Source organism: Pseudomonas asiatica, assembly GCF_009932335.1.
Lineage (GTDB): Bacteria > Pseudomonadota > Gammaproteobacteria > Pseudomonadales > Pseudomonadaceae > Aquipseudomonas > Aquipseudomonas asiatica.
On the sequence record NZ_BLJF01000001.1, the window covers coordinates 3,954,581 to 3,971,965 of the forward strand.

Annotated in this window: 21 protein-coding genes; 8 read left to right on the forward strand and 13 right to left on the reverse strand. The window is 64.3% G+C overall.

Features of this window, described 5'->3' with window-relative positions; genetic code table 11:
- Window positions 1-26: 26 nt before the first annotated feature.
- Together GYA95_RS18320 and GYA95_RS18325 are read right to left on the reverse strand one after the other, a co-directional pair.
- The gene (locus GYA95_RS18320) at window positions 27-905 is read right to left on the reverse strand and encodes a carbon-nitrogen hydrolase family protein (protein ID WP_015271665.1); all 879 of its coding nucleotides are present in this window, start codon (window positions 903-905) and stop codon (window positions 27-29) included.
- Entirely contained in the window at window positions 902-1,492 is a 591-nt protein-coding gene (locus tag GYA95_RS18325) for a GNAT family N-acetyltransferase (RefSeq protein ID WP_013974061.1), read from the reverse strand. Before GYA95_RS18325 ends, GYA95_RS18320 begins: the two co-directional genes overlap by 4 nt.
- Before the next feature lie 115 nt (window positions 1,493-1,607).
- Here GYA95_RS18325 and GYA95_RS18330 point away from each other — a divergent pair, with 115 nt between their 5' ends.
- On the forward strand, window positions 1,608-2,006 hold the full coding sequence (locus tag GYA95_RS18330; protein ID WP_015271666.1) for a nuclear transport factor 2 family protein: 399 nt from the start codon (window positions 1,608-1,610) through the stop codon (window positions 2,004-2,006).
- A gap of 124 nt (window positions 2,007-2,130) precedes the next feature.
- Here the strand turns inward: GYA95_RS18330 and GYA95_RS18335 are convergent, their stop codons facing one another.
- The 6 genes from GYA95_RS18335 to GYA95_RS18360 form a co-directional block, all read right to left on the reverse strand.
- Window positions 2,131-2,709, reverse strand: a complete 579-nt coding sequence (locus GYA95_RS18335; RefSeq protein ID WP_015271667.1) for a DJ-1/PfpI family protein — start codon at window positions 2,707-2,709, stop codon at window positions 2,131-2,133.
- A gap of 51 nt (window positions 2,710-2,760) precedes the next feature.
- Window positions 2,761-3,918 carry a phospholipase D-like domain-containing protein gene (locus GYA95_RS18340; protein WP_015271668.1) on the reverse strand — a complete coding sequence of 386 codons (1,158 nt, stop codon included), beginning with the start codon at window positions 3,916-3,918 and terminating at the stop codon, window positions 2,761-2,763.
- Window position 3,919: 1 nt separating this feature from the next.
- Window positions 3,920-4,501, reverse strand: a complete 582-nt coding sequence (locus GYA95_RS18345) for a YceI family protein (protein ID WP_015271669.1) — start codon at window positions 4,499-4,501, stop codon at window positions 3,920-3,922.
- A gap of 44 nt (window positions 4,502-4,545) precedes the next feature.
- Window positions 4,546-4,842, reverse strand: coding sequence for a hypothetical protein (locus GYA95_RS18350; protein WP_013974066.1), 297 nt, complete (start codon window positions 4,840-4,842; stop codon window positions 4,546-4,548).
- Window positions 4,839-5,918: a serine hydrolase domain-containing protein gene (locus tag GYA95_RS18355; RefSeq protein WP_015271670.1), complete on the reverse strand. Its 1,080-nt coding sequence runs from the start codon at window positions 5,916-5,918 to the stop codon at window positions 4,839-4,841. The genes GYA95_RS18350 and GYA95_RS18355 overlap by 4 nt, the downstream gene beginning before the upstream one ends.
- 172 nt (window positions 5,919-6,090) lie before the next feature.
- Window positions 6,091-6,978, reverse strand: coding sequence for an acyl-CoA dehydrogenase middle domain-containing protein (locus GYA95_RS18360; protein WP_015271671.1), 888 nt, complete (start codon window positions 6,976-6,978; stop codon window positions 6,091-6,093).
- A 160-nt stretch (window positions 6,979-7,138) separates the two neighbouring features.
- Here GYA95_RS18360 and olsB point away from each other — a divergent pair, with 160 nt between their 5' ends.
- Together olsB and GYA95_RS18370 are read left to right on the forward strand one after the other, a co-directional pair.
- Window positions 7,139-7,894 (forward strand): L-ornithine N(alpha)-acyltransferase, encoded by a 756-nt coding sequence (olsB, locus tag GYA95_RS18365; RefSeq protein WP_015271672.1) that lies wholly within the window; start codon window positions 7,139-7,141, stop codon window positions 7,892-7,894.
- Window positions 7,894-8,682: a lysophospholipid acyltransferase family protein gene (locus tag GYA95_RS18370; protein ID WP_015271673.1), complete on the forward strand. Its 789-nt coding sequence runs from the start codon at window positions 7,894-7,896 to the stop codon at window positions 8,680-8,682. The genes olsB and GYA95_RS18370 overlap by 1 nt, the downstream gene beginning before the upstream one ends.
- A gap of 61 nt (window positions 8,683-8,743) precedes the next feature.
- Here GYA95_RS18370 and GYA95_RS18375 read toward each other — a convergent pair whose 3' ends face one another.
- On the reverse strand, window positions 8,744-9,328 hold the full coding sequence (locus tag GYA95_RS18375) for an acyl carrier protein phosphodiesterase (RefSeq protein WP_015271674.1): 585 nt from the start codon (window positions 9,326-9,328) through the stop codon (window positions 8,744-8,746).
- A 150-nt stretch (window positions 9,329-9,478) separates the two neighbouring features.
- Here GYA95_RS18375 and GYA95_RS18380 point away from each other — a divergent pair, with 150 nt between their 5' ends.
- A complete protein-coding gene (locus GYA95_RS18380) occupies window positions 9,479-9,781 on the forward strand; it encodes an ArsR/SmtB family transcription factor (protein ID WP_015271675.1) in 303 nt (100 codons plus the stop codon).
- A gap of 17 nt (window positions 9,782-9,798) precedes the next feature.
- Entirely contained in the window at window positions 9,799-10,848 is a 1,050-nt protein-coding gene (locus GYA95_RS18385) for an alkene reductase (protein ID WP_015271676.1), read from the forward strand.
- A gap of 123 nt (window positions 10,849-10,971) precedes the next feature.
- Here GYA95_RS18385 and GYA95_RS18390 read toward each other — a convergent pair whose 3' ends face one another.
- The 3 genes from GYA95_RS18390 to GYA95_RS18400 all read right to left on the reverse strand — a co-directional run bounded on the left by GYA95_RS18390 (window position 10,972) and on the right by GYA95_RS18400 (window position 13,864).
- Window positions 10,972-11,841 (reverse strand): hypothetical protein, encoded by an 870-nt coding sequence (locus GYA95_RS18390; RefSeq protein ID WP_015271677.1) that lies wholly within the window; start codon window positions 11,839-11,841, stop codon window positions 10,972-10,974.
- An 87-nt stretch (window positions 11,842-11,928) separates the two neighbouring features.
- Window positions 11,929-12,924, reverse strand: a complete 996-nt coding sequence (locus GYA95_RS18395; RefSeq protein WP_015271678.1) for an NAD-dependent epimerase/dehydratase family protein — start codon at window positions 12,922-12,924, stop codon at window positions 11,929-11,931.
- Window positions 12,925-12,973: 49 nt separating this feature from the next.
- Complete coding sequence (locus GYA95_RS18400) at window positions 12,974-13,864, reverse strand: LysR family transcriptional regulator ArgP (RefSeq protein ID WP_015271679.1); 891 nt, start codon at window positions 13,862-13,864, stop codon at window positions 12,974-12,976.
- Between the two features lie 97 nt (window positions 13,865-13,961).
- Here GYA95_RS18400 and GYA95_RS18405 point away from each other — a divergent pair, with 97 nt between their 5' ends.
- Together GYA95_RS18405 and GYA95_RS18410 are read left to right on the forward strand one after the other, a co-directional pair.
- Complete coding sequence (locus GYA95_RS18405; RefSeq protein WP_003258234.1) at window positions 13,962-14,561, forward strand: LysE/ArgO family amino acid transporter; 600 nt, start codon at window positions 13,962-13,964, stop codon at window positions 14,559-14,561.
- Between the two features lie 283 nt (window positions 14,562-14,844).
- Complete coding sequence (locus tag GYA95_RS18410) at window positions 14,845-15,441, forward strand: superoxide dismutase (protein ID WP_013974076.1); 597 nt, start codon at window positions 14,845-14,847, stop codon at window positions 15,439-15,441.
- Window positions 15,442-15,558: 117 nt separating this feature from the next.
- On the opposite strand, the gene GYA95_RS18415 is transcribed toward GYA95_RS18410, so the two are convergent.
- On the reverse strand, window positions 15,559-16,308 hold the full coding sequence (locus tag GYA95_RS18415; RefSeq protein ID WP_054573318.1) for a hydroxypyruvate isomerase family protein: 750 nt from the start codon (window positions 16,306-16,308) through the stop codon (window positions 15,559-15,561).
- Between the two features lie 92 nt (window positions 16,309-16,400).
- Between GYA95_RS18415 and GYA95_RS18420 the strand changes: the two genes are divergently transcribed.
- Entirely contained in the window at window positions 16,401-17,303 is a 903-nt protein-coding gene (locus tag GYA95_RS18420; RefSeq protein WP_161551458.1) for a GntR family transcriptional regulator, read from the forward strand.
- The last annotated feature ends 82 nt before the right edge of the window (window positions 17,304-17,385 follow it).

Below are 17,385 nucleotides of genomic sequence, written 5' to 3' on the forward strand. Positions count from 1 at the left end.
GGCCCATTAGCAGCACAAGGCTGCTCCTACAGGGGGCAGATCCGGTCAAACTGCTCCGGCCAGTCCCTGCGGGTAAACACCTGCCCTTCCCGCCTCACCCTCCGTACTTCCTCAAGGTCCACCTCACAGACCAGCCACTGACTAGTGGCAGGGCTCGATTCTTCACTCAAGGCCACCACCCCATCCCCCGGCATCCCATGATCCGGCGGCACGAACAGCCCTGCCCGGCCGATATTCTCGTCCAGCGCCGGCGACCAGGGCGCCAGCCCGACCGTGGGGCTCTGCAACACCGCAATCTGGTTCTCCAGCGCCCGCGCCTGGGCACCGATGCGCACCCGGTGGTAACCCGCCTCGGTGTCGGTACAGCTCGGCGCCAGGATCAGGTCGGCACCACCCTCCGCCAGGCGCCGCGCCAGCATCGGGAATTCGTTGTCGTAGCAGATCAGGATGCCCAGGCGCCCCAGTTCAGTGTCGAACACCTGCAGCCCCTGGCCCGCGGCTATGTCCCACTGCTCCCGTTCGAAACGGGTCATCATCAGTTTGTCCTGGTAGCCCAGCACACCTTGGGGGCCGAACAGCCAGGCACGGTTGCGGTAGCGCCCATCGCTGTCCAGCACCGGTACGCTACCCGGTTGCAGGTAGATACCCCAGCGCCGGGCAAGGCTCTCGCACAAGGCCCTCCAGGGTTCGATCAGCGGCTGGATACCGGCGATGGAAGCCTTCAGGTCACCCCGCTGCTCGGCACTCAGCTGCCCGCTGAGCACCAGGCCGGCGTACTCCGGCAACAGCAGCAAGCGGGCCCCCGCGTCCACCGCCTTGGCGCACAGGGCTTGCAGATGATCGGCGTAGGCCTCCCAGGTTTCATGCAGCTCGATGGCGTACTGGCAGGCCGCCAGGCGGATCATATCGGCAGTTCCTTGAGCCAGAACGACATCAGCTTGTCGGAGCTTTCCTGCTCGTCCAGGTCGCGCCAGGCGTAGCTGGTGCGCAGCGACGGGTCGTGCAGGAAGCCGCGGTTACGCCAGAAGCCATGCAACGGCTTGTAGTCCGCAGGCCGCCGCGGATGCACACCTGGCCGCTCGACCGCACAGAACGCGCAATAGTCGAACTCGGCCAGCTTGTGTGCGTAGGACTCGCGCTCGATGAAAAAGCGCACCCCCAGGCCCTGGCCACGGTACTCGGGCAGTACCACCGATTCACCAAAGTAGTACACGCTGGCCGGGTCGCGCCCCTGGGCCAGGAACGGCTGCTGGAACTCGGGGGCGACATCCACCAGCGGCAGGCCGGTGGAGGCACCGACCACCTTGCCGTCGTCCAGCGCCAGCACCACCAGGCTGCGCCCGGAGCGGGCATAAGTGGCCAGGTAGTCGGCCTCGTACTCCGGGGTGCCGTCATAAAGGTAGGGAAACTCGCGAAACACGGTAAGGCGCAGGCGAGCGAGGTCATCGATGTAAGGCGCGATAGCGGCGCCGTGCAACAGGCGTATTTCCATGCTTGGCGGTCGTTTTGTCGATGTGGATGACGCGCTCGGCTAAGCCGGGCTTGAGGGGAAACCCTATCATCCGGAGCGACGACCCGCCTTTTCCCTCCACGACAGGTATTGTTCCATGACCGCTACCGAACTGGTAAATGCTTACTACGCCGCCTTCAATGCGGGCGACATGCCGGCCTTTCTCGCCCTGCTCAGCGAGGATGTGATCCACGACATCAACCAGGGCGAGCGGCAGATGGGCAAGGCCCGGTTTGCAGCGTTCATGGACAAGATGAACCGCTGCTACCGCGAGCGCCTGGCCGATATCGTGGTGATGCAGAACGCCGACGGCAGCCGCGCGGCGGCGGAGTTCACCGTGCATGGGGAATATCTGGCCGATGACGAAGGGTTGCCGGCGGCCAACGGGCAGACCTATGTGCTGCCGGCAGGGGCGTTCTTCTATATCCATTGCGGGAAGATTGCCCGGGTGACCAACTACTACAACCTCAATGACTGGGTCGAGCAGGTGGGTTAAGCCTGGTTGAGCTGTGTTGCCTGCACTGGCCTCATCGCCGGCAAGCCAGCTCCCACAGGTACTCCACAGGTCTTGAAACCTTCGCTAAACCTGTGGGAGCTGGCTTGCCGGCGATAAGGCCGTATCAGGCAATACGGGTACCAAGCACCTTGAGGAATGCCGCCAACCACGCCGGATGCGCCGGCCATGCCGGTGCCGTCACCAGGTTGCCGTCCACATGCGCCTGGTCCACCGCGATATCGATGAATGTCCCGCCCGCCAAGCGCACTTCCGGGGCGCACGCCGGGTACGCACTGCATTCGCGCCCTTCCAGCACGCCGGCCGCCGCCAGCAACTGGGCACCATGGCAAACCGCCGCGATCGGCTTGCCGGCCTGGTCGAACGCCCGCACCAGCTCCAGCACCCGCTCATCCAGGCGCAGGTACTCCGGTGCACGACCACCCGGGATCAGCAGCGCGTCGTAACTCTCGGGCCGTACACGCACGAAGTCATAATTCAAGGCAAAGTTGTGCCCCGGCTTTTCGCTGTAGGTCTGTTCGCCCTCGAAATCATGAATCGCGGTACGCACGGTCTGCCCCGCGACCTTTTCCGGGCATACCGCATGCACCGTGTGCCCGACCATGCTCAGCGCCTGGAACGGCACCATGACTTCGTAATCTTCGACGTAGTCGCCGACCAACATGAGAATTTTCTTTGCCGTCATCGCACCCACTCCTTCGATTGCCTTGAGCCAATCACTGCACGATAGCTGGTCTCAGTCGCGACGGTCGAGCAAGTTGACCACCAACCGGTCCAGCCACCCCCACAACCGCTGCTTCACCCGGCGCCACAGCGGCCGGGCATTCCAGTGGCCCAGGTCGACCACCTCGCTCAAGGCGAAATCACGCTCGAAACTGGCCTGCACGGCAGCCGTCAGCGGCGGGTCGAGTGCCTCGATATTGGCCTCGAGGTTGAAGCGCAGGTTCCAGTGATCGAAGTTGCATGAGCCGATACTGACCCAATCGTCGATCAACACCATCTTCAGGTGCAGGAAACACGGCTGGTACTCGTAGATACGCACCCCGGCGCGCAGCAGACGCGGGTAATAGCGATGCCCGGCGTAACGTACCGATGGATGATCGGTGCGCGGCCCGGTCAGCAGCAGCCGCACATCAACCCCCTTGCCGGCAGCCCGGCGCAGCGACCGGCGCACGCTCCAGGTCGGCAGGAAGTAAGGCGTGGCCAGCCACACTCGCTGCTTGCCGCTGTTGATCGCGCGCACCAGCGAATGCAGGATGTCCTGGTGCTGGCGGGCGTCGGCATAGGCTACCCGGCCCATGCCCTGCCCCTGTGCAGGCACCTTGGGCAGGCGCGGCAGGCCAAAGCCCTCGGCGGGGCGCCAGGCTGTGCGACGGTTGTTGGCGTGCCACTGGCGGTCGAACAGTAACTGCCAGTCGCTTACCACCGGCCCCTGCATCTGCACCATCACCTCGTGCCATTCACTGGTCGCCTCGCCCGGCGTCCAGAACTCGTCGGTGACGCCCGTGCCGCCCACCACTGCCCAGCGTTCGTCCACCAGCAGCAACTTGCGGTGATCGCGGTACAGGTTGCGCAAGCCACGCTTCCAGCGCAGGCGGTTGTACCAGCGCAGGTACACACCTGCGTCCAGCAGGCGCTGACGCAACTTGCTGTTGAAGGCCAGCGAGCCATAGTCGTCGAACAGGCAGCGCACCCGCACGCCACGTCGGGCAGCCTGCTCCAGCGCTTCGACCACCGCATCCGCGCAGTCACCGGCCTCGACCAGGTACAGTTCCAGGTCGACCTGGAATTCGGCGCGCATGATCGCCAGGAGCATGCGCGGAAAAAACTCGGGGCCGTCGATCAGCAGTTCGAACTGGTTGCCATCCCGCCAGGGAAAGACCGGCCCCGGCATGTCAGCGGGCGGTGAAGATCAGCACCGCGCTAACCGGCACCGACGGGTTGATGGACTTGAGTCCGGCGAACTTGCGCAGGCGTTGCAGCCCCGGCAGCAGGCCGAAATCCTCGGCGCGCAGCACCAAGGGCTCCAGGGTCACCACCTGGAAGCGTCGCTCGTCCAGGCGGGTGGCCAGCAGCAGGGCGTTGTAGCTGTGGGACTGGCCATGCAGCGTCACGGTCAATGGCAGGCGTAGTTCGATCTGGGCACCGTTGGCCAGGTCGTTGATCGGCCGTAGGTCCAGTTGCGCCTGCACCTTGGCTTCGGCAAAGCGCTCGACCTCGAACAGGTCCTCGCGCATGCGTTCATCACGCAGCGGAATACCGCTGCTCACCGAGTCCATCTCGATGCTCAACGCGGCCACTCCCTTGCGGTCGACCGTTCCATGCAGCACCAGGAAGCGGTGCACTTCGGCGGTGTTACCGTTCTTGCCGGTAATGAACGAAAGGCGCGAAGACTCGCCATCGAGGTGCCAGTTGGCGTGGGCGGGCAGGCAAAAAGCCAGCAACAAAGCGGGCAGCAGGCGGGGCAGCTTGAACATGACAGATCTCGTGAAACCAGGCCGCCAACCTTACCCGCCCGCCTTCACGGCAGCAAGCGGCAGCCCTCGCGCGGGCCTTGCCAGGCAGCCTGATTGCGACGGCCCAGGCCTTCGGCGGTGACCTGCCGCTGTTGGCTGTCTTCCTCCAGCAGGCTCAGCGGCAGCCATTGCTTCACGTAGCCTTGGCAATACGCCGGCTCGAACCCCATGACGAAGCGGCACGAGCAATATTCCTTGGCCGAGTAGGCCGAAAGGATACCGGGGAAGTCCGCCAGGGCCTGGCGCTCATGCCAGGCCCAGTAGACCACCCCCAGCAGCACCACCAGCAGCACCCGCTTCATGCCCCCTCCCCAGCCAGCGCCGCGAGTATCCGCTTGAGCAGTTCATCGTGCTGGTAGCTGCCGTCGCGGTCATCGGCGTAACGCACGATCACCAGCTTTTGCGCGGGCAGCACGTACAGCGCCTGGCCCCAGTGGCCAAGGGCTGCGTAGGTGTCCGCGGGAGCACTCGGCCAAGGCCGGGCAGCGCCGACCAGCGGCTGATTGAGCCACCAGTGGCCACCGGGGTTGGCCTCGCCGGGCAGTGCTTCGGCTTTGGCAAACGGCGTGCGGTTGAAAGCCACCCAGGGCTTGGGCAGCAATTGCCGATCCTGCCAACGCCCGTCGCGCTGCATCAGCAGGCCGATGCGCGCCAGGTCGCGAGCGCTGAGGTACAGGTAGGACGAACCCACATAGGTACCCGCGCGGTCCCGCTCCCATACCGCGCTGTCGATCCCCAACGGAATGAACAGCGCATGCCAGGGGTAGTCGGGGTACTGACCGGCATCGAGCATGCCGCGCAACGCCGCGGCCAGCAGGTTGCTGTCGCCACTGGAATAGAGAAACCGCTGGCCCGGGCTGGCCACCGCTTCCCGCGCCGCGGCGTAGGCCGCCATGTCCTCGCGGCCACGGGTATACAGCATGGCCACCACCGAGGACTTGAGCGGGGCGTACTCGTAGTCTTCCTGCCAGTCCAGGCCGCTGGCCCAATGCAGCAGATCGGCCATGCGCACGCCGGGATGGGCGTGCATGGCCGGGTAGAAACGGGTCACCGGGTCCTGCAGCTGGAAGCGGCCTTCGCCCTGGGCTATGCCCAATAGCGTGGCGAGTACGCTCTTGCTGATCGACCAGGTCAGGTGGGCGGTGGCGGCAGTGCTGGGGGCGGCGTAGCGTTCGTGGAGGATGCGGCCGTCGCGGATGATCAGCAGGGCGTCGGTGCGGATGCCGCTGCGTTCGGGGGTGGTGCGTGCGGGGAAGGCGTAGGCGTCGACGGCTTGCCAGTCGAGGGGGGTGTTGTCGATTGGCCAGTCGGGTTCAGGCCAGTCTTCGGCCCGGGCACAACCCGCAGCCATTATCAGGATGATCAACAGTACCTTCATCGTGATCGCCGTTATTGGGGCCGCTGCGCAGCCCTATCGCGACACAAGGCCGCTCCTACAGGTACAGCGTCAGCCTGAACTTGACGCGTTCCCCTGTAGGAGCGGCCTTGTGTCGCGAAAGGGCCGCAAAGCGGCCCCAGGATTCATCGGATCACACAAACCTATCAGGCATTCATGACAATCCCGCAGCAGCCCAAGCCTTGTTCAGCCGCTTCTCCCGCGCCGCCGCCGCCAGCGCCATCACCCCCTGGTCACGCTGCCAGATCTGCGCCCACTGCGCCGGCCCCGCCGCCAACGCGGCATCGATCTCCCCTCGCAGCGCCTGGAACTGTGCAAACAATCCTCCCAGCAACAAATGGCAACCAACGCTATCGGCGCACTGCCGGCTACCTTCGGCACACCCGGCCAGCAGCCCAAGCAGCTGCAGGCGCAGGGCCTGCGGCCAGGCGCACTCCTGCCCCACGCCATAGAGCCAGGCCGTCAACGCCGTAAGCACATACAAGTCCTCAAGCGAACGGAACGGCTTCACATAGGCATCCCAACCATCACCGGCCAATAACTCGCACGCCGCGTGCTCCAGCACCAGTCGCCCATGGCCTACCTCCGGCATCAGCGGCAGGGTCGGCAGCGCTTCCAGCGTCACACCTGGCTCCCCGGGGTAGACCACCGCCAGGTTCAACTGCGGCGCCGCGCCCGTCGCCTCGCAGCGCGCCGCCACCAGCAGCCATTCCGCCTCCAGGCCTGCAGTGACGAAGTCCTTGCTGCCGGTCAGCCGCAAGCCGTCCAGGCGCGTGCGCATGTCCGCCGGCCGCACGCTGCGCCGTTCGGTGGCGCACAGGGCGCCGAGGCTGGGTGGAGCACTGGGCCACAGCACGCGCAAGGCGGCCTGGTAGCCGACCAGGAAGGCCAGGCCGGGGGTGGCCATCGCGCGCCCGCCGAGCACCGCCAGTTCGAACGGGGCAACCGGGCCAAGGCGCTCGAGCAGCGCGGCATAGGTTTCGCCCAGGGTGCCCGCCAGCGCTTGGCGAAGCGGGTCGTTGAGTCGTTGCAACCAGGCCATCGGTCGGCTCCTTGCTGAAGGGCTTTCAGTTGTGGCTCAGGGGGTGTCACGCAAGCATCACCAAAGATTCACAGGGGTGACACCCCATCTACCTAGGCTGACTTTGCACAACAAAGCCGACCGGCCGCAACCCTTCATGGCTGGCTTATGGAGACTCGTAATGACTCGGATCGCTCACGCTGGCGACAACAGCACCGAACGCCGTCTGCAAGCCGAACGCCTGGTTGGCGCCGCGGCCCTGCAGGAAGCCCAGGCCCTGCGCTACAAAGTGTTCAGCGCCGAATTCAAGGCCAAGCTCAAAGGAGCCGAGCAAGGCCTGGACATGGACGACTACGACGTGCACTGCCGCCACATTGGCGTACGCGACCTGAGCACCGGCGAGCTGGTTGCCACCACCCGCCTGCTCGACCATCAGGCCGCCAGCAGCCTGGGCCGCTTCTATAGCGAAGAAGAATTCAGCCTGCACGGCCTGTTGCAGCTGCAGGGCCCGATCCTGGAGCTGGGCCGAACCTGCGTAGCTCCCGACTACCGCAACGGCGGCACCATCGCCGTGCTCTGGGGCGAACTGGCCGAAGTGCTCAACGAAGGCCGCTACAGCTACCTGATGGGCTGCGCCAGCATCCCCATGCAAGATGGCGGGGTGCAGGCCCACGCGGTGATGCAGCGCCTGCGTGACCGCTACCTGTGCACCGAGCACCTGCGCGCCGAGCCGAAGAACCCGTTGCCCAACCTGGCCCTGCCGAACAACGTCATCGCCGAGATGCCACCGCTGCTCAAGGCGTACATGCGCCTGGGCGCGAAGATCTGCGGCGAGCCGTGCTGGGACGAAGACTTCCAGGTGGCCGATGTGTTCATCCTGCTCAAGCGCGACGAACTGTGCCCACGCTACGCCCGCCACTTCAAGGCAGCGGTCTGATGCCGAAGCTGCGGGTAATGGCCCGCCTGACTCGACTGCTGCTGGTACTGCTGCTGGGCATGCTGATGGCCAGCGTGATCGCCCTGGGCGAACGCCTGGGGTTCAAGGCGCCCATCGAGCGCCGCCAGCGCTGGACCTGCCTGTTCATGAAGCGCCTGGTCGCGGCCCTTCCCTTCGATGTGCGGGTGATCGGAGAGCTGCCCCAACGGCCAATGCTGTGGGTCAGCAACCACGTGTCCTGGACCGATATCCCGTTGCTTGGCATGCTGCTGCCGCTGTCGTTCCTGTCAAAGGCCGAAGTGCGGCACTGGCCGGTGGCCGGCTGGCTGGCGGAAAAGGCCGGCACTTTGTTCATCCGCCGTGGCGGGGGCGACAGCCAGCGCCTGCGTGAGCAGATCGCCGGGCAACTGGGTCTTTCCCGGCCGCTACTGATCTTCCCGGAGGGCACCACCACAAGTGGCCGTACCCTGCGCACCTTCCATGGTCGCCTGCTGGCAGGTGCCATCGACCGTGGCGTGGCGGTGCAGCCGGTCGCTATCCAGTACCTGCGCGATGGCCAGATCGACCCGATTGCACCGTTCATTGGTGACGATGACCTGGTGTCGCACCTGATGCGCCTGTTTGCCCTGCCGCGGGGCGAGGTATGCATTCACCTGCTGCAGCCGATCGGCAGCGTGGGCAAGGAGCGAGCGGTGCTGGCGTTGCAGGCGCAGCAGGCGATTCACCTGGCGTTGTTCGGGGTTGAAGAAGTCGAGCTGGCGCCACGGCGGCAGGCGCGGGCTGCCTGAACTCTTGCACTGCCAGTACCGGCCTCTTCGCGGGCTTGCCCGCGAAGAGGCCAGCGCAGGACTAACTGCCAGACAACCGGCCAGCCGCTGCAAACGCCTGCAACTGTGGATAAAACTCCCTGAAGTCCGCCAGCAATGGCTCATACAGCCGCTCCAGCTCCCCCATCACCCCAACCATCCCCTCCGGCCGCGACAAGCGCCGGGCAATACCGTTGAACACCTGCTCCAGCGTGGCAAAATCGCCATACGCCCCCAGCCAGTCATCCGCCGCCATGAACGGCGCAATCCGCGCCAGCCGCCCCGGCAACTCGGGCTCCGCCAGCAATACCCGATAAAAGTCCCCGGTGAACTGCTCCAGCGGCTGCTCGGCATAATCCTGCCAATGCCGGGCCAGGCAATGGTCGAAAAACACATCCAGAACGATACCGGCAAAGCGCCGCCGCTCACGCGGAAAACGCGCAAGAGCCGCCAACACCAACGGGTGCTGGTCGGTATAGCTGTCGATATGCCGGTGCAGCCGGATGGCCGCCTCCAGCGCTGGCGGGAAGCGCCCTTCCAGCGAGCCTTTGACGAAGTCGCCATACAGGCTGCCAAGCAGTTGGTGCGGCGCCGGGCCGCCAAGGTGCAGGTGTGCGAGGTAGTTCATGAGCGCAGTCTAGCACCGCCGGCCCATATATCGTTATAACGCGATATAGCGATTCGTGCTCAGCTCAGAACCTCTTCATATTTGTATATCGGGAAACCACGATTTACATTTCGTTCTATCGCGATATACCGCTACAACGAGCCTCAACCCATGCCTATCGATCTCGACGAAATCATAAAAGCGCTGGCCCACCCGGTCAGGCGAGAAATCCTCAGCTGGCTGAAGGACCCGGCGACACAATTCCCCGACCAGTACCACAGCACCGAGAACGGTGTATGTGCCGGGCAGATAGACCAACGCTGCGGTCTGTCGCAGTCGACCGTCTCCGCCCACCTGGCCACCTTGCAGCGCGCCGGGCTGATCAGCAGCCAGAAGATCGGCCAATGGCATTTCTTCAAACGCAACGAAGCCACCATCCAGGCGTTTCTCGAACAACTGCGCCAAGCACTCTGAACAGGCAGGTAACCGTAATGACCACGCTTTTCGATCCGATCACCCTGGGCGACCTGCAACTGCCCAACCGCATCATCATGGCCCCGCTCACCCGCTGCCGGGCCGACGAAGGCCGCGTGCCCAACGCGCTGATGGCCGAGTATTACGTACAGCGCGCCAGCGCCGGGCTGATCCTCAGCGAGGCGACCTCGGTCAGCGCCATGGGCGTCGGCTACCCGGATACCCCTGGTATCTGGAACGACGAACAGGTGCGTGGCTGGAACAACGTGACCAAGGCCGTGCATGCCGCCGGCGGGCGCATCTTCCTGCAGCTGTGGCATGTTGGCCGCATCTCCCACCCCAGCTACCTGAACGGCGAGCTGCCGGTGGCCCCCAGCGCGATCCAGCCCAAAGGCCATGTAAGCCTGGTGCGCCCGCTCAGTGACTACCCCACCCCACGCGCGCTGGAAACCGAAGAAATCATCGACATCGTCGAGGCCTACCGCAGCGGTGCCGAGAATGCCAAGGCTGCCGGTTTCGATGGCGTGGAAATCCACGGCGCCAACGGCTACCTGCTCGACCAGTTCCTGCAGAGCAGCACCAACCAGCGCACCGACCGCTACGGCGGTTCGCTGGAAAACCGTGCGCGGCTGCTGCTGGAAGTGACCGATGCGGCCATTGAGGTGTGGGGCGCAAACCGCGTGGGCGTGCACCTGGCGCCGCGGGCCGATGCCCATGACATGGGCGATGCCGACCGTGCCGAAACCTTTACCTACGTGGCCCGTGAGCTGGGCAAGCGTGGTATTGCCTTCATCTGCTCGCGGGAAAAGGAAGCCGATGACAGTATCGGCCCGCTGATCAAGGAAGCGTTCGGCGGCCCGTACATCGTCAACGAGCGGTTTGACAAGGCCAGTGCCAATGCCGCCCTGGCCAGCGGCAAGGCCGACGCCGTGGCGTTTGGCGTGCCGTTCATCGCCAACCCTGACCTGCCGGCGCGGCTGGCGGCGGATGCGCCGTTGAACGAGGCGCGGCCGGAGACTTTCTATGGCAAGGGGCCGGTGGGGTACATCGACTATCCGCGGTTGTAACTGAAATCGCCGGGGCCGCTTTACGGCCCTATCGCGACACAAGGCCGCTCCTACAGGGGAACGCGATTTCCTGTAGGAGCGGCCTTGTGTCGCGATAGGAGGGCAAAGCCCTCCCCTGCAATGTCACGGCCGGGCATTGATCTGCTGCTGCAGGTTCTGGATCTGGCTCTGCAAGGTATTAAGGTTGCGTGTCGTCTGCGCCCGGAAGGCGTCGAATTCCTGCACCGAAGCACCACTGGACGCCGCCGCGGCCGGGCGGTTATCGATCTGGCTCTTGAGCACCAGGATGTCCTGCTCCAGGTCCTGGATGGCCGCGCTCGGGTTACCCTGCTTCTTCAGCGCAGCAACCTCGCTGCCCAGGCTCTTGAGCTGCGCATCCAGCTTGGCGCCATCCACCTGCGCGGCCTTCAGCGCAGCAACCTGTTCGTTCAGGCCCTTGAACTGGGTATCCAGCTTGCCACCATCGACCTGGCCCGAGCGCAATGCGGCCAGCTCACCATTCACCGCCTTCAGTTGCGCCTGCAACTGGGTTTGCAGCTGGGTCACGGCCTTCTGCTGTTCGCGGGTATCAGCCAGTACCTGCTCCAGGCGCTTGCCCAGATCGCCGGTCTGCCCGGCCACCCCCTGCTGCAACTGACGCAGTTGCAGCTTCAACGCCTCGCTGTTGGTAGTGGCGCCGGATTCGCTGGCCGCCACCTTGCCGCTGATCGCCTGCAGGCGCCCGGCAGCCTCTTCGCTGATGCGAGCGAAGCTTTCCTGGGTCGCCACCAGTTGCTGCTCCATCAGCGAGATCTGCTGGAAGCTCCACCAGCCAAGGCCCGCCAAGGCGATGAACGAGGCCCCGAGCAATGCCCACAGCGGCGCCGTGCTGGCACCGCGAGCGGCCTTCTGGCGGCTGCGCACCACGTGCGCCGGCATCAGTTCGTCATCGTCATGGGTGCCCGCCCGCAGGCTAGGCACGTCATCGTAGTCATCGTGAGCATGGTTACGCATGGATACATTCAACCGCGGTAGTCGCAAAGAGGCACGAGTATAAACCGCCAGCGCGGCGCGTTGATGACCATTGTCGGCCGGCCGGCTTTACTGCCCCGGCGGCTGGTGCTTCCACCAGGCACAGAATTCATCCAATGCCGTCCACAGGCTGACCTTGGGCTGGTAGTCCAGGTACTGTCGGGCGCGGCTGATATCCAGGGTGAAATCGCGGCTCATCACCTGCATCCCCAGGCGCGACAGGGTCGGTTGCGGGCGTCCCGGCCACAACATGCAGGCCGCCTCGTTCAGCGCGGCCAGGCTGTAGGCCAGGCCGTAGGAACGGTAACGGGTAACCTGCGGCAGCTGCATCTGGCGCATCACGTAGTTGACCACATCCCACAGCGGCAGCGGCTGGCCGTTACTGATGTTGTAAGCCTGGCCCAGCGCCCGGTCGTCAGCGAACAGGGCACTGAGCAGTGCTTCGTTAAGGTTGTGCACGCTGGTGAAATCGACTTTGTTCAGGCCGTTGCCGATGATCGCCACGCGCCCCTTGCGCTGCATCTGCATCAGCCGCGGGAAGATACTGGCATCGCCAGCGCCGGTGACGAAGCGTGGGCGCAGCGCCAGCACCTCGAGGCCGAACTCCTGGGCACCGAACACTTTCTGCTCGGCCATGTACTTGGTCTGCCCGTAGTGGTCGTGGAAGCGGCGAGGCACCTGGTCTTCACGGATGTCCAGGCGCGAGCGGCCATTGAAGTAGATCGACGGCGACGACAGGTGTACCAGCCGCCGTACGTGCTCCTTCAAGCAGCCCTCGACCACGTTTTCGGTGACCACCACATTGCCTTGATAGAAGTCCTGGTAGCGCCCCCAGTTGCCCACTGCGCCAGCGCAGTGCACTACCGCCTCGACGCCCTGGCACAGGCGGCGGGCCAGCTCGGCATCCCCCAGGTCGCCGGGGATGAACTGGGCGCCGCGCTTGACCAGGTGCTCGACCCCTTCGGCTCGACGGCCGCTGACCCGCACGTCCAGGCCCTGCTCCAGGGCAAAGCGCGCAAAGCGCCCGCCAATGAAGCCACTCGCGCCGGTGACCAGAATTCGCATGTAAGACTCCGTCTTGCCAGATTTCAGATGCAACTGACGCCAGCCGTGGCTACAAGGGCACCAGCCATTGCCGTGCGGAGTGCCGCAGGTGGTCGGTCAGTTGCGCGAGCAGTTGCCCGCCATTGCGCCAATGATGCCAGTACAGCGGCACATCGATGGGGGTATCGCTGCAGATTTCCACCAGCCGGCCGCTGGCCAGTTGCTCGCGGGCCTGCAGTTCAGGCACCAGGCCCCAGCCCAGGCCAGCTTCGGTCATGCGCAGGAAGCCTTCGGACGACGGGCACAGGTGGTGCAGGAAGCCATCCTCGATGCCCAGCGATGCCAGGTAGCGGTGTTGCAGGAAGTCGTCCGGGCCGTACACGATCGCCGGGGTACGGGCCAGGCGGCTGGCGGCGAAGCCCTGCGGAAAATGCCGCGCCATGAACCCGGGGCTGGCCAGCGCCCGGTAGCGCATGGCACCCAGTGGCAGGCTGCGCGCCCCGGCCACTGGCCGCTCGCTGCCACACAGGCAGGCCGCCACCTCGCCCGCACGCATGCGTTTCAGGCCCACTTCCTGGTCTTCCACCACGAGGTCGGTCAGCACATTCTGCTGTGCGCAGAAGTTACCCACCGCACCGGCCCACCAAGTGGCCAGGCTGTCGGCATTGAGGGCGATGCGCAAGCGCTCCGGCATGCCCTCCTCGTCCAGCGCCGGCACCTGGCGCTGCAGGTCGCGCTCAAGCAGGCGCACCTGCTGCACATGGTTGAGCAACTGGCGGCCGACTTCGGTCGGGCTTGGCGGCGTGGCACGCACCAGCACCGGCTGGCCGACCCGCGCCTCAAGCAGCTTGATGCGCTGGGAAATGGCCGACTGCGACAAGCCCAGCACCTGCGCCGCGCGTTCGAAACCACCCTGCTCGATCACGGCGGCGAGGGCGGCCAGCAGCTTGTAGTCGAACATCGATTTTCCTAATGACGGATCAGCTCTATTTGTTTTTCTTATACAGCGTGGTTCATCACAATGGCCAGCATCTTTTAGACGCTTTGGAGAGCGCGCCATGTGGCAAAGCTATCTCAACGGCATGCTCGTGGCCTTCGGCCTGATCATGGCCATCGGTGCACAGAACGCTTTCGTCCTCGCCCAGAGCTTGCGCCGCGAGCATCATTTGCCGGTGGCGGCACTGTGCATCGTCTGTGACGCCATCCTGGTGGCTGCCGGAGTGTTCGGCCTGGCCACCGTGCTGGCGCACAACCCGACCTTGCTGGCGATCGCCCGCTGGGGCGGCGCGGTGTTCCTGATCTGGTACGGCGCCAAGGCTTTGCGCAGCGCCTGCTCCAGGCAGAGCCTGCAGCACCAGCAAGGCCAGGGTGCGCGCTCACGCCGCGCGGTGTTGCTCAGTGCCCTGGCGGTGACCCTGTTGAACCCGCACGTGTACCTCGACACGGTGCTGCTGATCGGCTCGCTGGGCGCCCAGCAGGCTGCGCCTGGCGCCTACGTGGCCGGCGCTGCCAGCGCCTCGCTGCTGTGGTTCTCGACCCTGGCGATCGGTGCGGCCTGGCTGGCGCCGTGGCTGGCCAGGCCGGCGACCTGGCGCATGCTCGACCTGATGGTGGCGGTGATGATGTTCGCGGTGGCGGCGCAGTTGATCTTCAACTGACCCTGGGCTTGTCACAACATTTCTAGCGCCTGGCAGATCGAGCGCCGCGCGGGCGGCGCTCGATCTGCCAGGCGCCACAAGGGGTAAGCCGAACACCACCGGTCGGCACACCCCAACCGCTCTGGAACCTCTATTCCCTATCTTTGTTGCGTGGTTATGCGCCGGGCCCGGTGCTATGATCCAGCCCTTGCGTCGCAAAGAGTACAAACTCGCCGACGCTCATCGGGCCGCCCGTGATCGGCCTTGCGCAAACCGCAAACAGACCTGAATCAGGAGATCCACCATGGCTTTTGAATTGCCGCCGCTGCCGTACGCCCACGATGCCCTGCAGCCGCACATCTCCAAGGAAACCCTGGAGTATCACCACGACAAACACCACAACACCTATGTCGTGAACCTGAACAACCTGGTCCCAGGCACCGAATTCGAAGGCAAGACCCTGGAAGAGATCGTCAAGAGCTCTTCGGGCGGCATCTTCAACAACGCCGCTCAAGTCTGGAACCACACCTTCTACTGGAACTGCCTGGCACCAAACGCCGGTGGCCAGCCGACCGGTGCCCTGGCTGACGCCATCAACGCCGCTTTCGGTTCCTTCGACAAGTTCAAGGAAGAGTTCACCAAGACTTCGGTTGGCACCTTCGGTTCCGGCTGGGGCTGGCTGGTGAAGAAGGCTGACGGTTCCCTGGCCCTGGCCAGCACCATCGGCGCCGGCTGCCCGCTGACCAGCGGCGACACCCCGCTGCTGACCTGCGACGTCTGGGAACACGCCTACTACATCGACTACCGCAACCTGCGTCCGAAGTACGTCGAGGCGTTCTGGAACCTGGTCAACTGGGCCTTCGTTGCCGAACAGTTCGAAGGCAAGACCTTCAAGGCCTGAGTCATCCAGCCTTGAGACAGAACCCCGGCGCCACGCCGGGGCTCTTCGAAAATCCGATGCCAGTCCTCTGGTATCGGATTTTTTTCGGGGCATGCGAGGGGCCAGAACGCCGTATTTTCAGGAAACGTACCGATCAAGCCAGCCAAGGCTATCTACAGTGGCACCCGTAGGCCGATACTCACATCCAACCCACCCTGCATACCCGCGCTGCTCCAGCGCCGCCAGCAACCCTGCAACATCCATCTGCCCCGTCCCCGGCTGATGCCGCCCCGGGCAGTCGGCCACCTGCACATGCACCGTCCGTTCAAAGAACTGCGCCAGCACATCGGCAGCATTTCCGGTCAGCAACTGTGCATGATAAAGATCAAGGATCAGCCCCATACCGGGATGCGCCTCCAGCACCCGCTGCGCCTTGCCGAAGTCGGACATGTAATACCCCGGCATTGCCTGCGTGCAGATCACCTCGATCAATGGCCGCAGCCCCTGGTCTTCAAAATACTTCACGGCATAGTCCAGGTTGCTCGCGTACACCTTGTCGGCGCCATCCTCGTGGGTTACCCCGGACATCAGGTGCACATCCGCACACGCCAGTGCGCGGGCATAGCTGACGGCCTGGCGTAACCCGTCACGGAACTCGGGCTCCTTGCCCGCCACCGCGGCAATACCCTTGGAAACGCCAGCCGGCGCAGCGAACTGGACCAATGGCAACCCATATTGCGCCAGTTGATCAGCCAACAAACTCGCGTCGAATTCATAGGGTGACGGGAATTCCACCGCGCGAAATCCGGCGGCGGCAGCGGCTTCGATACGCTGCAGAAAAGGCAGTTCATTGAACTGGAAGCCGAGATGAGCATTGAATTTGAGCATGCGTATAGATCCATCCGTGTGTGGTATTTTCCTGCCCCAGTCCGACCCGAATCTGCTGGATCGACTGAAGATAACCATTCGGAATACAGCCTGTGATAAAGAAAGATCTCGCCCTGCAGTTGGCCCCTCGCGTCATCGAGATGATCCGCGCCCGGTCGATGAAGGCCGGCGAGCCATTGCGCGAGCAGACCTTCGCCCAAGCCTTCGATGTCTCCCGCTCCCCCATTCGCAGGGTATTTGCCCTGCTCGCCGAGTGGAACATCGCGGTGCAGGAGCCCAATCGCGGCTACTTTCTGAAACAGGACGCCGGGCAGATCCAGGAAACCACTGTACCGCCCACCTGCGACCCATTCGAAGACTTCTACCTGCGCGTGGTGGACGACATCCTCAGCGGGGAAGTCCCTGCCGAATTCTTTGAGGCCCAATTACTGCGACGCTACTCCGTGCCCCGCGGGCAACTGCTCAAGGTCCTCAACCGGCTGGCCAGCGAAGCCATGGTCGAGCGCAAGCCCGGGCAAGGCTGGAGCCTTAACGAATTCGTACACAACGCCCAGACCCACATCCAGAGCTACCGCTTCCGCATGGCCATCGAGCCGGCCGCACTGCGCGAACCAGGCTACAAGGTCAACCAGGCCGCATTTGCCAAAGCCCGGGAGCAACAGCAGGCCATGCTCGACGGCGAAATTCACCAGCTGTCACGTGCCCAACTGTTCGAAATTGGCGCCCAGTTTCACGAAATGATCGTGCAGTGCTCGGGCAATCTCTTCTTCATAGATGCCATACGTCGGCAAAACCAGTTCAGACGCTTCATGAGCTACAAAGCCAACGTCGACCGCAGTCGCCTGATGACGCAATGCCTGGAGCACCTGCACCTGCTCGACTTGATCGAGTCCGGTCGGCGTGAAGAAGCCGCTCAGTTTCTCTGGAAACATCTGGACGAAGTCGGCCGGCTCAAGACCCGTCAGGATGCCTTGCTGGAAAGCCAGCAGGCGTAACCCCTTCCCCCGCCTTCCTTTCATTACCCGCGCGTTCAGATCAGGGAAGGCAGCTTAGACATTGCCTTCTTTTTACGCAAGA

Excerpts from the sequence above, each read along its gene's own strand:
- GYA95_RS18380 (WP_015271675.1), top strand. The coding sequence starts at position 9,479 with ATGCCTATCGATCTCGACGAAATCATAAAAGCGCTGGCCCACCCGGTC.
- GYA95_RS18385 (WP_015271676.1), top strand. The coding sequence starts at position 9,799 with ATGACCACGCTTTTCGATCCGATCACCCTGGGCGACCTGCAACTGCCC.
- GYA95_RS18410 (WP_013974076.1), top strand. The coding sequence starts at position 14,845 with ATGGCTTTTGAATTGCCGCCGCTGCCGTACGCCCACGATGCCCTGCAG.
- GYA95_RS18375 (WP_015271674.1), bottom strand. The coding sequence starts at position 9,328 with ATGAACTACCTCGCACACCTGCACCTTGGCGGCCCGGCGCCGCACCAA.
- GYA95_RS18355 (WP_015271670.1), bottom strand. The coding sequence starts at position 5,918 with ATGAAGGTACTGTTGATCATCCTGATAATGGCTGCGGGTTGTGCCCGG.
- GYA95_RS18350 (WP_013974066.1), bottom strand. The coding sequence starts at position 4,842 with ATGAAGCGGGTGCTGCTGGTGGTGCTGCTGGGGGTGGTCTACTGGGCC.
- GYA95_RS18405 (WP_003258234.1), top strand. The coding sequence starts at position 13,962 with ATGTGGCAAAGCTATCTCAACGGCATGCTCGTGGCCTTCGGCCTGATC.
- GYA95_RS18395 (WP_015271678.1), bottom strand. The coding sequence starts at position 12,924 with ATGCGAATTCTGGTCACCGGCGCGAGTGGCTTCATTGGCGGGCGCTTT.
- GYA95_RS18390 (WP_015271677.1), bottom strand. The coding sequence starts at position 11,841 with ATGCGTAACCATGCTCACGATGACTACGATGACGTGCCTAGCCTGCGG.
- GYA95_RS18325 (WP_013974061.1), bottom strand. The coding sequence starts at position 1,492 with ATGGAAATACGCCTGTTGCACGGCGCCGCTATCGCGCCTTACATCGAT.
- GYA95_RS18340 (WP_015271668.1), bottom strand. The coding sequence starts at position 3,918 with ATGCCGGGGCCGGTCTTTCCCTGGCGGGATGGCAACCAGTTCGAACTG.
- GYA95_RS18345 (WP_015271669.1), bottom strand. The coding sequence starts at position 4,501 with ATGTTCAAGCTGCCCCGCCTGCTGCCCGCTTTGTTGCTGGCTTTTTGC.
- GYA95_RS18370 (WP_015271673.1), top strand. The coding sequence starts at position 7,894 with ATGCCGAAGCTGCGGGTAATGGCCCGCCTGACTCGACTGCTGCTGGTA.
- olsB (WP_015271672.1), top strand. The coding sequence starts at position 7,139 with ATGACTCGGATCGCTCACGCTGGCGACAACAGCACCGAACGCCGTCTG.
- GYA95_RS18335 (WP_015271667.1), bottom strand. The coding sequence starts at position 2,709 with ATGACGGCAAAGAAAATTCTCATGTTGGTCGGCGACTACGTCGAAGAT.
- GYA95_RS18415 (WP_054573318.1), bottom strand. The coding sequence starts at position 16,308 with ATGCTCAAATTCAATGCTCATCTCGGCTTCCAGTTCAATGAACTGCCT.
- GYA95_RS18320 (WP_015271665.1), bottom strand. The coding sequence starts at position 905 with ATGATCCGCCTGGCGGCCTGCCAGTACGCCATCGAGCTGCATGAAACC.
- GYA95_RS18360 (WP_015271671.1), bottom strand. The coding sequence starts at position 6,978 with ATGGCCTGGTTGCAACGACTCAACGACCCGCTTCGCCAAGCGCTGGCG.
- GYA95_RS18330 (WP_015271666.1), top strand. The coding sequence starts at position 1,608 with ATGACCGCTACCGAACTGGTAAATGCTTACTACGCCGCCTTCAATGCG.
- GYA95_RS18400 (WP_015271679.1), bottom strand. The coding sequence starts at position 13,864 with ATGTTCGACTACAAGCTGCTGGCCGCCCTCGCCGCCGTGATCGAGCAG.